Origin of the sequence: Blautia sp. AF19-13LB, from assembly GCF_003479105.1 — a bacterium.
GTDB classification, from domain to species: Bacteria; Bacillota; Clostridia; order Lachnospirales; family Lachnospiraceae; genus Fusicatenibacter; species Fusicatenibacter saccharivorans.
The window spans coordinates 55,174-68,578 of sequence record NZ_QUGO01000009.1 but is presented as its reverse complement, the minus strand read 5'-3'; the positions used below and the strand labels follow the sequence as shown (position 1 = coordinate 68,578).

The 13,405-nt window shown below is 47.8% G+C and carries 13 protein-coding genes; 2 read left to right on the top strand and 11 right to left on the bottom strand.

The window, feature by feature from the left end; translation table 11 throughout:
- Positions 1 to 166 precede the first annotated feature (166 nt).
- From DWX32_RS10870 to trkA, 7 genes are all read right to left on the bottom strand, one after another.
- Positions 167 to 1,954, bottom strand: coding sequence for a glycoside hydrolase family 2 protein (locus tag DWX32_RS10870; protein WP_118601096.1), 1,788 nt, complete (start codon positions 1,952 to 1,954; stop codon positions 167 to 169).
- Positions 1,955 to 2,149: 195 nt separating this feature from the next.
- A complete protein-coding gene (locus DWX32_RS10865) occupies positions 2,150 to 2,362 on the bottom strand; it encodes a small, acid-soluble spore protein, alpha/beta type (protein WP_055220834.1) in 213 nt (70 codons plus the stop codon).
- A 302-nt stretch (positions 2,363 to 2,664) separates the two neighbouring features.
- The gene (locus tag DWX32_RS10860; RefSeq protein ID WP_055227790.1) at positions 2,665 to 2,949 is read right to left on the bottom strand and encodes an HPr family phosphocarrier protein; all 285 of its coding nucleotides are present in this window, start codon (positions 2,947 to 2,949) and stop codon (positions 2,665 to 2,667) included.
- Between the two features lie 175 nt (positions 2,950 to 3,124).
- Entirely contained in the window at positions 3,125 to 4,501 is a 1,377-nt protein-coding gene (locus DWX32_RS10855; protein WP_117510359.1) for an MATE family efflux transporter, read from the bottom strand.
- Between the two features lie 160 nt (positions 4,502 to 4,661).
- On the bottom strand, positions 4,662 to 5,741 hold the full coding sequence (hisC, locus tag DWX32_RS10850) for a histidinol-phosphate transaminase (protein WP_118595907.1): 1,080 nt from the start codon (positions 5,739 to 5,741) through the stop codon (positions 4,662 to 4,664).
- 161 nt (positions 5,742 to 5,902) lie between these two features.
- The gene (locus tag DWX32_RS10845; protein WP_118601097.1) at positions 5,903 to 7,345 is read right to left on the bottom strand and encodes a TrkH family potassium uptake protein; all 1,443 of its coding nucleotides are present in this window, start codon (positions 7,343 to 7,345) and stop codon (positions 5,903 to 5,905) included.
- A gap of 15 nt (positions 7,346 to 7,360) precedes the next feature.
- Positions 7,361 to 8,791 carry a Trk system potassium transporter TrkA gene (trkA, locus tag DWX32_RS10840; RefSeq protein WP_256359696.1) on the bottom strand — a complete coding sequence of 477 codons (1,431 nt, stop codon included), beginning with the start codon at positions 8,789 to 8,791 and terminating at the stop codon, positions 7,361 to 7,363.
- Positions 8,792 to 8,905: 114 nt separating this feature from the next.
- Here trkA and DWX32_RS10835 point away from each other — a divergent pair, with 114 nt between their 5' ends.
- On the top strand, positions 8,906 to 10,729 hold the full coding sequence (locus DWX32_RS10835; RefSeq protein WP_118595909.1) for a S8 family peptidase: 1,824 nt from the start codon (positions 8,906 to 8,908) through the stop codon (positions 10,727 to 10,729).
- A gap of 209 nt (positions 10,730 to 10,938) precedes the next feature.
- Here DWX32_RS10835 and DWX32_RS10830 read toward each other — a convergent pair whose 3' ends face one another.
- The 4 genes from DWX32_RS10830 to DWX32_RS20740 form a co-directional block, all read right to left on the bottom strand.
- A complete protein-coding gene (locus DWX32_RS10830; RefSeq protein WP_055227801.1) occupies positions 10,939 to 12,078 on the bottom strand; it encodes a type II toxin-antitoxin system HipA family toxin in 1,140 nt (379 codons plus the stop codon).
- A complete protein-coding gene (locus DWX32_RS10825; RefSeq protein WP_055227803.1) occupies positions 12,065 to 12,343 on the bottom strand; it encodes a helix-turn-helix domain-containing protein in 279 nt (92 codons plus the stop codon). Before DWX32_RS10825 ends, DWX32_RS10830 begins: the two co-directional genes overlap by 14 nt.
- A 358-nt stretch (positions 12,344 to 12,701) precedes the next feature.
- The gene (locus DWX32_RS10820) at positions 12,702 to 13,094 is read right to left on the bottom strand and encodes a VOC family protein (protein WP_055227805.1); all 393 of its coding nucleotides are present in this window, start codon (positions 13,092 to 13,094) and stop codon (positions 12,702 to 12,704) included.
- Positions 13,085 to 13,258, bottom strand: a complete 174-nt coding sequence (locus DWX32_RS20740) for a DUF6783 domain-containing protein (RefSeq protein WP_334294893.1) — start codon at positions 13,256 to 13,258, stop codon at positions 13,085 to 13,087. Before DWX32_RS20740 ends, DWX32_RS10820 begins: the two co-directional genes overlap by 10 nt.
- On the opposite strand from DWX32_RS20740, the gene DWX32_RS20735 reads away from it, so the two are divergent.
- On the top strand, positions 13,178 to 13,390 hold the full coding sequence (locus DWX32_RS20735; protein WP_334294805.1) for a DUF6783 domain-containing protein: 213 nt from the start codon (positions 13,178 to 13,180) through the stop codon (positions 13,388 to 13,390). The two genes, DWX32_RS20740 and DWX32_RS20735, sit on opposite strands and share 81 nt — an antisense overlap.
- Positions 13,391 to 13,405: the final 15 nt, after the last annotated feature.

The following is a 13,405-nucleotide window of genomic DNA, read 5'->3' as shown; positions in this document are numbered from 1 at the left end:
TCCGCCTACGGCGGATTGTTGCAGTGAAAAAAACAGATGGTATGAAATCGGACTTCAAAGCTGATTTCATACCATCTGTTTTTGTCTGTTCTTGTCTTTTTTTCTCTGTTCCGTTTGATATCGTCAACCGTGCAAGTCGGCTGATCTTTTCGAAAAGCTCTTGCCCCTACTGTTCTTTTCTTTTCAGCTCTTCATAAAATTTCTGCAGCACATAAAATGCCGGTTTGCGGTACTTTTTGTCCTCAGAGAGCAGCCCCTTTCGGTTATAATATTTCTGGATCAGGCTTGTTCTGCGCGGGCAGCGGAAGTCGTAGAGAATCCAGGGGGTCATGCCCTTGATGTAGTCAATGTTCCGCAGCGTTGCAATCTGTTTTTCGTACACATCCGCCTGGCACTCCTCGGTTCCTTTGTCCGAGATGGTTCCATGGTGATGCGGCAGCGCGTCTGCGCCGAACTCCGTTACGATAACCGGCTTGTCCGGCTGGCTGTTTTCCATCAGTGCCGGCAGCATCGCAAAATCCGGGGTGTACCAGCCGCAGTACTCGTTGATGCCGATGATGTCAAGGTATTCCATCAGACGGTCCTCAATCTTATTTTTCGCAGCATTAACCAGGCAGGCCGCAGACACCATTCGCGTCTCATCTTCCCGATGCGCGCATTCTGCCAGTGCGCTCATGAATTTCAGCCGTTCATCCGTATCGGCATTCTCATTTCCGACAGACCAGATGATCACGCTCGCGCGGTTCCAGTCACGGTTGATGAGTTCGCGGAGCTGATTCTGGGCATCCTCATATGTTTTTTCACGTTCAAAACGAATTGCCCAGTAAACCGGAATTTCCTCCCACAAAAGAAGCCCAAGCTCGTCGGCGAGTTTTGCCATTTCTTCGTTATGCGGGTAATGTGCAAGGCGCATGAAGTTGCATCCCAGTTCTTTCGCAATGCGGATATTTTCGATCCGTTCCTCTCTTGTCAGGCCTTTTCCGTTTTCCACGCTGTCTTCGTGGCAACTGATACCACGCAGGAAAACGGGCTCTCCGTTCAGCAGAATGTCTCTGCCGTTCACGCGAATTTCACGAAAGCCGACCCGGTCGCTGACGGTATCGGTTCCACAGGTTACTTTTACATCATACAGCTTCGGTTTTTCCGGTGTCCAAAGCTCCGGTTTTGCATCAAAAACAACTTCTCCGGCTCCGTTTTCCAGCTGGATTTTCCGGCTCACGCCAAGCTCCTCGATGACAAGCTCTGCCTTGGCTGTGATTTTTTCCGACAGTGTCACTTTCGCCATAACATGTCCAAATGTTCCGTCCGGCACAAGCGCAATTTTAAAAGTTTTGATATGGCATTTCGGAACACGGATCAGTGCGATATCGCGGTATACGCCGCAGTAGTTGAACCAGTCGGTATTCTCGGTCGGCACCTGCTCCGGCCGTCTCGTTCCGTCAACAGCAAGCACGATGCGGTTCTCCGCTTTCAGGTATTCTGTGATATTCCAGAACGCCGGTGTCGATCCGCCGCGATGCATACCGACGTATTTTCCGTTTAAGAAAACGCGGCACAGATAATTGGCTGCGCCCACCTTCAGAAAAACTGTTTCCTCTCTTTCTGCGATATAGGAAATTTTTCTCGTAAAGATCATGCTTCCCTCATACAGGAGATACATCGGATCGATGGTATTCCAGCTGCACGGAAGCTGCATCACCGGCCACTCGTCAAAGGAATAGTCGATTGGCACAGTGAAGCCTTTTTCGTCGCGGTATCTCTCTTTGTACCATTTCTGGCGCAGACAGGTATCGTACTGATCGACTGCATAATGCCAGCCGCCGTTCAGCAGCTCCTCTCTTCTTCCCCCTTCAAATATCATCGTGTCCACTGTGGCAAATCCCGTTTCGTACTGTTCGGTATAATCCTCGAGATGGATATCCGACATATACTTTTTCTCTTTTTTTGCTTCCATAAACTTTTCCCTCACTTCTCCAAACGATCCGAAACACGCTCTGCGAGTTTCTCAGGGTATCGCGGCAGTCGCCGGGTCTCGTGCAGACACGGACTTTGGCGCGGCACCACCCATTCCTTGTTTTTATTATAACGCTTTCACAGGAAAAATCTATGGTCAAAACTGTTGAGGATATTGCAAAAATTGCGGTACCGCTTATTTTTCTTCGTTTTCGTTCTTTCCTTCCGCCGCCATCTGCCGCTTCCTCCGTGTCACAAGGCCACCGATCCGTCCCGTTTCTTTTGCCGTGAGTGATCGCCAGCCGTCATTCAGCACGCGTTCTAAAAGCCCCAGCTCACCTGCGATTTCGTATTTCATTTTCTCCTTCTCCGTCATATGTTCCAGATCAATTTTCTTCTGCCTTGCCATTTTTTCTACACTCCTTTTCTCTGCATTTTTGCTTTATCCAGAGTGTAGACACTTTTTTCCGGCCTTATACCTCCTGTTGTCAAACGGCTATGAGCAATCCGCTTCGCTGCTTGCTCATAGCCGAAGAGCTGCTTCGCAGCTTATCTTTTCATCCCTGCTTTCGAAATCCCCCCCGAAGGCAGGAATCTTTTATCTGCCGCCACAAAAAAAACCTCGCTTTTTGAAATACGGTCCGGTTTCCCATTCCGTTTTTTCAAAAAGCGAGGTCCTTTTCTTTATTTCTATTCTATGTTCCTATCTCCTCACTCCGGCGTCTCTCCGAGCCCGCTTTTAATTGCGGCAACAGCCGCCCGAAGTGCCTCCTCTTCATCCTCCCCGCTGCTGCAGATCTCAATGGTTTCTCCCTGCTTGATTCCTGCAGCTACGATACTCAAAATACTCTTTAAATTAACCGTTCCCTGCATCCCGTTGTTTTCATAGGTAAACGACATGGAAGATTTGTACCGGCTTACACTGTTTGACAAATTTACCGCGTTTAAAAGATGCAGACCTGACGGATTGACAATCGTTACTTTTTCACTTACCATCTTACGTTCCACCTGTCTTTCCTTTGTAATCCGCTCATTTTTCTTTGAAAAATGGCTACTTACTCATTTTTTGCCGTGTCCCGAGTTCAAAAATCCTCCTGCATCGGTTTTTTGACCTTTTGACACTGATATTTTCATGATAGCACAGTTTTGTTAATACAGTTTGAACATTCTGTTAGATACTCCTCAATTCTTTCCTCTTACTCAGCTGACTGAAGAACAGGTAATAAATAAAGTACGCAATCGTTGTGATCACCCACGACAGCGGATAGCAGAAGGCCGCTCCTTTTAAGGAGTGGAAATGCGGCAAAACCGCCGTCATCCACACGATACGTACTCCACAGATTCCTATTCCGGTGATAAACATCGGAATCCATGCATCTCCGACACCACGGAGTGCACCGGAAAGGATTTCGATGGAAATATAGGTGAAGAAGGTCGGCACCAGGAAATGGATCAGTCCGTGACAGATTTCACGCACCGCCGTATCTGTGGTAAACAGAGAAATCAGTGTATCACCGATAAACCACATAAACACAACCATCAGACCCGTCATCAGGAATGCCATGATCATGCTGGTGCGCACACCGCGGTGTACACGATCCATCTTTTTCGCACCGTAGTTCTGACCGACAAAGGTTGTCGCCGCAATACCGAGCGCATTGATCATCATCCAGAAAAGACCGTCCACCTTTCCGTAAGCCGCCCACGCAGCCACATTGTTGGTTCCCAGCGAGTTGACAGCAGACTGAATGATCACGTTCGATACCGAGTACAGAATCGACTGTACTCCTGCCGGAAAGCCAATGCGGATAATTCGTTTCAGCATAATCCAGTCAATGCTGATTTTCCGCAGATGAAGCCGGTAAATATCTCTGGTCCGCATCAGAGAGCCCATAACAAGAACCGCACTGATGATCTGCGACAGAATGGTCGCAAGCGCCGCGCCCATAACACCCATCTGCAAACCGACAACAAATAAAAAGTCAAGCGCGATATTGGTCATACAGCAGATGATCAGATACAGCAGCGGACGTTTCGAATCGCCGACCGCACGCAGAATACCGGAACCCATGTTGTAAATCAGGTTTCCGATGGTTCCAAGGAAATAGACACGCATATAAATCAGCGCATAGTTTACAACGTCATCCGGCGTGTTCATCAGATCGAGCATCCATCTCGAACAGCCAATGCCGACTACTGTCAGCACAATACCTCCGAGAATGGAAAAGGCAATAGAAGTGTGCACTGCCCACTGAACCTTGTCCTCTTTATTGGCTCCGTAATGCTGTGAAATAACAACTGTCGCACCACTCGAAAGGCCGACGAAAAATCCGACCAGCAGATTGATCAGTGTACCTGTCGTTCCGCCGACCGCCGCAAGTGCCTGTTTTCCAAGAAAGTGTCCGACAATCATGGCATCTGCCGTGTTGTAAAGCTGTTGGAAAAACGTTCCGAACAGAATCGGCAGGAAAAAGATCAGAATCTGCTGCCAGATAACACCTTCCGTAATCTGATTTACCTTTACTACTTCTTTCTTCTCTTTGTTCATACCCAAATACCTTCTAAAACTGCCGCCGGATCTCATGGCTGATTCCGACGGCAGTCCCCCTTTAAAATTTTCTTCTGCTCCTCTGCAGATACTCTTCTTCTGTTTTATATTTTCAGCTGCTTCATCCCTCTTGGCAAGCGGATATTTGCAATCCGCTTCGCTACTTGCTTGATTCGGTTAAGTAATCTTTCAAAAAATCAAACAGCGTCTGCATTTCTTCCCGCGTGCCAATCGTAATACGCAAATAATTGTCAATGCGGGGTTTCTCAAAATACCGCACATAAATATGGCGTTCCCGGAGTGCCTGAAAAATCTTCCCGGCCGGTACGCTTTTGTGCGTTGCGAAAATAAAGTTCGATTTCGAATCTTCGAAAGAAAATCCCAGCTTTTTCAGCTCCTCCTTCGACCACTCTCTCGTTTCCATCACTTTTTTCACCGTCTTGCGGAAATATTCCACATCGCGGATCGCTGCGGCTCCGGCTGCGATCGTGGTCTGATTCATGGTATACGAATTGAAGGAATATTTCACATCGTTCAGATACGAAATCATCTTCTCATTTCCGATTGCATAGCCGATGCGCATGCCGGCAAGCGAACGGGATTTTGATGTTGTCTGCACAACCAGCAGATTTTCATATTTTTCCAACAGCGGCTGCGCAGTGGCTGCTCCGAAATCCACATATGCCTCATCCACAATTACAACCACATCCGGGTTGTGCTGTAATATCGATTCGATCGCAGAAAGTGAAAGCTCCACACCCGTCGGTGCATTCGGGTTCGGGAACACGATTCCGCCATTTGGATGGTTTTCTGCAAAATACTGCTCCGGCACAATGCAGAAATTTTCATCGAGCGGGATCTGCTCGTACGGAATGCGGAATTCCTCCGCCCAGACATCGTAGAAGGAATACGTAATGTCCGGGAAAAGAATCGGTTTGTCAGAGTTAAAATACGTCATAAACGCCATCGCCAGAACATCATCCGAACCAACGCCGACAAAAACCTGCTTTGTGCTTACGTGGTAGACATCCGCAATCGCCTGCACCAGTTCTGCCGCGGTCGGATCCGGATAGAGACGGAGGGTATCCTCTTCTGCTACCCGTCTGATCGCCTCTGCGGCTTTTGGTGACGGCGGATACGGATTCTCATTCGTATTCAGCTTGATCATGTCAGCCTCATGCGGCTGCTCGCCCGGTACATACGGCACAACTTTTCTTACATTCTTTTCCCAGTTACTCATAAGTTCCTTCCTTTCTGCCTGTGGTCAGGAAATGCACCCTGACTTTATTCCGTCTTTCTGTTTTTTTGGAAAACCCTGTGAATCGTAACCATTTTTTCTTTTCCTTCTGCTCCGGCAGTTTCCCGCCGACGCAAAGTCCCTCTTTTTCCCGGTGAACCGCTTTATCCTCTCTTCTTCCAGGTAGACGGATAGAAAAGAATCAGCATCGGAAACAGTTCCAGACGGCCTGCCAGCATATCAAAAATCAGAATCAGCTTGGAAACCGGACCGTATCCAAAGAAATTGCTGGTCGGTCCTACCTGGTCAAGACCAGGTCCGATGTTGTTCAGCGTTGCGGCAACTGCCGTGAAGTTTGTCTCGAAGGAAAATCCATCCACACTGATGATCAGCATGGAAAAGCTGTAGATCACAAGATAAACAATCAAAAATACGTTGATCGCCCGCAGAACCTCATGCTCTACCGGGTGATCATCGAAACGGATGCGTTTGATACTGCGCGGATGTACGATCGAACCAAGCTCTTTTTTCACGGTTTTTAAGAGGATCAGGATTCGCGAAACCTTGATTCCGCCTCCCGTTGAACCGGCGCAGGCTCCGATGAACATCAGCATCACCAGAATACATTTTGACAGCTCCGGCCAGAGATCAAAGTCCGTCGTGGAATAACCCGTTGTCGTGATAATCGATCCGACCTGGAAAAAGGCGGTCCGTACTGTCTCACCGATGGAATGGTACATCGGATAGATATTCCAGGAAATCACGCCTCCTGCCAGAAGAATAATCAGGATATACGCTCTTACCTCCTGGGACGAAATGGCGGCCTTTCCCTTTTTGCAAAGCATCAGATAATAAAAGTTAAAATTCACACCGAACGCAATCATGGCGATTGTCAGAATCCACTGCTGCAGTGGTGTGTACACTGCACAGCCGCTGTTCAACACGGCAAAGCCTCCTGTTCCGGCAGCTCCCATGGCGAGTGTGACAGAATCAAATGTCTTCATGCCGGAAAGCAGCAGGGCAGCAATGGTAAAAAGTGTCATGCCAAGATAAATCTGATACAGAATTTTAGCGGTTCCGCGCACTCTCGGAACAAATTTGGAAACGGTCGGTCCCGGGCTCTCTGCCTTCATCAGGTTCATGACGGAACCGCCCTTCATCGGAAGCAATGCAAGAATGAACACAAGAACGCCCATACCGCCAATCCAGTGGGAAAAGCTTCTCCAGAACAGGCTGGCGTGTGAAAGGGCTTCCACATCACTCAAAATGCTGGCTCCTGTCGTTGTAAAACCGGAAACGATCTCAAACAGCGCATTGATATAAAACGGAATTTCCCCCGTAATTACAAACGGCACCGCTCCGAAAACACCAAGGACAACCCAGCTTAACGAAACGCAGACAAATCCGTCGCGGGAATAGATTTCCATATTGGACGGTTTTCTGAAGCAGAGGATCAGACCGGCCGCAATGCAGAGCAGTCCCCAGATAAGATACGCAAAGCCTGTCTTTTCCTGATACATGGCTCCGACCAGCGCCGGAAACAGCATCAGCATACCTTCCACTTTCAGCACCCAGCTGATGACAAAACGAATCATTTTATAGTTCATAATCCGCTTCCCCCGTTACTCTGCCAGAATCTCATGGATATCCTGAAGACCGGTTTCCGTTGTTACGATAATGACGGAATCTCCTGCCTCAAAGGAATCCTGTCCACCCGGAATGATGACCTTTCCCTGTCTGTTAATCGCTGCTACCAGAAGGTTTGGCCGTGTTTTCATATCCTGCAGACGGATGCCGATCATACGGCAATTCTGGTTCACGATAAACTCAAGAGCCTCCACACGGTCTTCCATCAGCTTATACAGCGTCTCAACGTTGCTTCCGATGGAGTTTTTCATTGCCCGGACATACTGCAGAATGTACTCTGCGGTGATGTGTTTCGGGTAGATCAGGCTGTCCAGGTTCAGGCTGTGGATAACATCATTAAATTCCAGATGGTTGATTTTCGTTACAACCTTTGAGGATACCTTCTCTTTCGCATACAGCGACAGAATGATGTTTTCCTCATCCATATCGGTGCAGGCCACAAAGGAATCCATATTCTGGATGCGCTCCTCTTTTAAGAGCTCCTGGTCACTTCCGTCACCGTAAATAACGGTTGCATCTGGCAGTGCTTCGCTTAAAACCTCACAGCGATCCTTATTTTTCTCGATAATCTTGACATCGACGTTCATATTTGCCAGTGATTTTGCGAGATAATACGTAATTTCACCGCCGCCAACAATCATCGTATTGTGTACCTTGTTTGTATGAACACCGATTTTCTTAAACAGGCTCTCTGCGTTCTGCGGTGTGGTAATGATGGAAAGGCTGTCTTTTGCCTGGATCACAAAATTTCCATCCGGTATGTAAACCTCGCCGTTTCGCTCAACAGCACAGACCAGCAGACTGTACTGAAGCGCTCCGGCCAGCTCACGCAGCGACATATGGACAATTTTCGATGTTTCCGGCACTTTAAAGCGCAGCATTTCGATTCTTCCGCGGGAAAAGCTGTCGATCTCAATCGCAGATGGGAACCGCAGCAGTCTTGCCATTTCCATGGCGGCCGCGTGCTCCGGGTTGATGATCATGGACAGACCCAGCTTTTTACGGATAAATTCTCTCTCCTCCCGATACATCGGATTTCGAACTCTGGCGATGGTGTGACAGTCTGCTGCCTGTTTGGCGATGACACAACAAAGCAGGTTCATTTCATCACTTTTGGTTACGGCAATCATCAGATCCGCATGCTCAATATCCGCCTCCTGAAGCACCTGATAGCTTGCTCCGTTTCCTACAATTCCCATAACGTCATAGGTGTTGGAGACGTTGCGGACGACAATACTGTCTGTGTCGATGACCGTCACAAGGTTGTCCTCGCGGCTCAGCTGGGCGGTCAGTGCGGCTCCGACTTTTCCGCAGCCCACAATGATAATTTTCATGTTCTCTCCCTTCAATGCAAAAGCATTTCGCGTAAAATAGTAAAGACCCGCCAGGCGGCATCGTAAAACCATTTTTCGATGCACTCCAAAAAGCAGATCTGTACCCCTATTGTACGATGGCGATTATATCATATTTCCAGGAAAAGCGGAATAGATTTTAACAACATTTTGGACGGAGTTTTTGTAATGATTGATCAAAAAAGGGAAAACCTGTTGAACCTTGCGCTGGCCGCAACGGAAGTCGAACGGCGGCGTGTGCCGGAGCTTTCGGCAGGTTATAACTCTTACAGCAAAACATGGGAAGTAATTGTACAGTATCAGGGAGACCTGGCTTTTCTGGAGGAGCAGGGAGTTCGTGTGACGCTGCTGCTGTTTTCGTATGCCATTCTTCTGGTTCCGGAGTCCCTGATGGATTACGTGACAGGACTGCCGCAGATTACCTATCTGGAGAAACCGAAATTACTTTATTTCGCAGATGCATTTGTGCGGAGCATATCCTGTATTACGCCTGTGCAGGAGGGGGTTATGGGTCTGTCTGGGAATGGGGTGCTGCTTGCATGCATTGATTCAGGCGTGGACTATGCGCATCCTGATTTCTGCGCACCGGACGGGACAAGCCGAATTGCAATTTTATGGGATCAGACGATTCCGGGGAATCCTCCGATGGGGTATGCTCTTGGGTCGGTATATACACGGCAGCAGATCAATGAGGCACTTGCATCTTCTACGCCGGAAGAACGGTTTGCCCTCGTGCCGTCCCGCGATGTGACGGGGCATGGGACAGCGGTGCTCGGAATCGCAGCGGGAAATGGGAGATCCTCGGCAGATGCGGCCATGCGGGGCGTGGCACCGGAAGCAACACTCGTGGTCGTAAAGCTTGGGAATCCTGATCCGGCGGATCTGCCGCGGACATCGCAATTGCTGCAGGCGGTGGATTTCTGCGTAAGATATGCACTTCTGGTGGAGCGGCCGCTTGTGACTAATTTGAGCTTCGGGAATAATTACGGTTCGCACAGCGGGGATTCCTTACTTGAAACGTATTTGAATGCAGTGTCAAATTTAGGGCAGAACGTGATCTGTATCGGGGCAGGAAATGAAGGGGATACCGGACGCCATTATGCCGGGAACCTAAAGTCGGATCGCAAGTCGTCCGGTCAGACGCAAACAGTCCGTGCGACATCTGATCCGGCTGCGACGTCTGCGGTCTCGGCAACGGCTGACCGCGCTGTCTCCGTTGAATTTCAGGTCGGTGCTTATGAATCCTCGTTCAGTCTCCAGATCTGGAAGGTTTATGGGGATGAAATCTCGATCGAACTGATTTCCCCCGGCGGCATCCGCTCCGGCACGCTCTCTCCTGTCCTCGGCACGGCGCGTCTGACGCTTGGTCCGACAGAACTTCTCCTGTTTTATGGCATGCCATCCCCCTACAGCCAGGCGCAGGAAATTTACCTGACCTTTCAGGGCGCAGGAAACCATCTGTCCGTCGAAAACGGCATCTGGACCTTGCGTCTCACCCCCGGCCGCCTGATCTCCGGTTCCTTTGACCTCTGGCTTCCCGGCGGAAACGCCGTCGGTTCACAGACCCGCTTCTTCTCCCCCACTGCCGACACCACACTCACCATCCCTTCCACCGCCCGCTCCGCCATCACGGTCGGTGCCTACGATCCCCGCCTTTCCTCCTATGCCAGCTTCTCCGGCCGCGGCTATACCCGTATTCTCCACGAAATTAAACCTGATCTCGCCGCCCCGGGTGTCAATATCCCAGCTCCCCGTTCCGGCGGCGGCTATGCTTCCTTCACCGGCACCTCGTTTGCCACGCCTTTTGTATCGGGAAGCGCCGCTCTTATGATGGAATGGGGTATTCTGCGCGGAAATGACCCGTTTTTATATGGTGAAAAGCTGAAAGCTTATCTCATCGCAGGCACAAAACCCATCGCATCCGAGAGCGAATACCCGAACAGGCGGGTGGGATGGGGACGACTTTGTTTAGAAAGTAGCCTGCCAGATTAAAGTTATTGAAGGATTCGATAGAAGAAATAAAAGCGCAATGTAAAGAGTTAAACGACAAATGAGACATATTTTTATCTCTGTACTATCTTGTACTTTGCTACGAAAATAAAACTCGTAGCAAGGTACTTATAGTGTTCATTTGTCTGGCAACTCTTTTTTATTTAACTGTTAATAACTTGCTGTTTAAAATTTTTTGAATGCAAAGAGAATCACTTACCCAAAAGATATTCTTCCAACATTTCCTTTACTTTTTTCTCAATTTCGTCTATGATCTCTTCACACCTTGTCTTTTTCATCCCTGCACCAGTTCCTACCGCCAGTAACTCTTTTCTGCCTGGATTTCTTCCATTTCCATCTACTGACGTAGTATGTTCGCCATAATACGTATTACTGTAAGTAAGATCATATGCCGGACTTAAATGCCATTTATCTTCGTCTGCTTCGTACAAATACGTGAAGTTCTTCGAATGATCATCTCTGTTATGTGCAAAAACATTGAAACACATTCGGCGGAACATATTTTCAACATCTTCATCGCAATTGCGTGTCATGATTTTTGTCAGTTTCATTAATCCATGATAGTCCAGACTTGGCTGCTCAAAATCCAATTCCAGAATTGCAGCTGTCGTCAACATGTGCACTTTCTTTTTCCCTTTCAAACAGTTTCTCCTGTCAAACCTTTTAGTTCCAAAATATCCTTTACATTTTTCTGATGGAAACAATCTCGTTTCACTCATCATAATTCCGCAGGCCTTGGCACAGCAGGAATAGTCATATTCCATTTTTCCTGCATCTTTTCCGTCCACATGCGCTGGAAATTTGATAATCCATTCTTCATTATCAATGGTTGTCATGATTTTAGGTCTTGCTCCGCCGCTGGTACCTCCCAGCAGATACAATTCGTCCAGTTTATCCGAATACTCTGTATTCAGTATCTTTTGACACTCTTCCGCCAGTTTGTCCAGATCTGCACTGCTCTGCTCCTCTGGAAAATTCTTTTCCGGGTGATATGTCAACGCTCCCATCCCCGATGTGCCCACAATCGCCAGACGATCCAGTACGGTCAGTTCATCCGGATTTTGTTTATGTGCCCGTAACAGGCGATCCAACAGTAATCTGCCCCAATGATCTGGAAGACTGTCCGCAAAAACCCCAAATAATCCTTCAAAATGATCCTTAACTGGAACAAATACCTGTTTTTGCAAAGGCAATGAAAATGGGTTGATCGAAAATCCGGTTTCCAGCCATTCATCACTGTACTGAAATGCCACTTTGTGGTCTGCCGTCATAGCTAATGTTCCCACCGTTTGATCCTCATAACACACCTGCAGTACTTTATCTTGTTTCATTGATAACCTCCTGAATATCTTTATACGGTACCTGCGTGAAAATATTTCTGAGCTCATCTGCAAGATCCAGTGCGATTGCAATTTTCGTTAAAGATAACAGGGAAATTTGTCCTGTCGTTTCGAATCTTTTGATTGAGCCGTAACTCACTCCGCTTATAGATGCTAATTTTTCCTGCGTAATTGAACGTCTCTTTCTGATTTTTCTCACTCGCTGCGCAAGTTTTTGATCCAGTTCTTCCGGAGTTTCCCATATAAATTGTTCCATTTTTTCCCCTTCTTGTTACAGATTATATGTTATCTAAAATATCCTGTTTTTATTCAAAACAGATTATATATTATCTATTCTATTTTACCACTCACGTGCAGAAAGCACAATGATTTCCTGCCCTGTTTCCATAAAAACTCCACCCCGTTTTTGTAACTGCAGATAAATTTTGCATCTCCTTTACTCTATAGGGATAATTTGCGCTTTTTTGACTATCCGGTAGTATTTGTTTCAGAGTAAGTAAAAAAGCCTCTGCCGGGCAAAAATTTTGCTTTCCGGCAGAGGCTTTGCTGGTCAAACGGATATTCATGCAAGCATGATTCGCGATTTTTCTTCCATTTCGCATGGCTTGGAATCGTTACAAATACTGGCTGAATTCCACTTTTTCTTTATTTGGTCCTTCGATCGTGAAGAAACGGACGCCATTTTCCCAGAACGGAAGGAAATGTACTTCATCCTGCGTCGTATTCAGACCGGCCCCGGTAATCATTTCGTGAACCTTTTCAATATTCTTTACGTCAATCGCCACATGGTCGATTGCTCCGGGTTTCAGTGCTGCAGCTTTGTTTTCGTACGTTTCGATCACAAGTGTTCCAAGCTTTAAGAATGCCACTTTCTCATCCGCCGCCTCATTTACGGTGCGGAATGCAATTTCAAATCCAAGCTTTTCATAAAACGCAATCGTCATCTCAATATCGTTGGTCGGAATACCGACATGCTGGATTCCATTTAACTGCTCTCTTAATTCCATTTCTTATCCCCCAGTCTTTTTTCTACCTGTGCCAGATCCGGCATGGCCGGAATAGAGCGTGTCTGAAAAAGCCTTTTCGTGAGCTGCGAGTCCCAGTTCGTGGGAGATTTTATCCGAATAAGGGCGGCGTAGCGGGCTACGGCAACCGAATGAGGGTAAAATATACCGCAAAGTGGAGCTTGCAGATTGCGGAAATGATTTTTCAGACACGCTCTAGCACCTTTTTTCTCCACACAAAGGCTTGCAACGGCGTTTCCAAACCGGGCAAACGCTGCCAGTTCTTCCTGCGGCTGTAAAGATATGCTCCATTC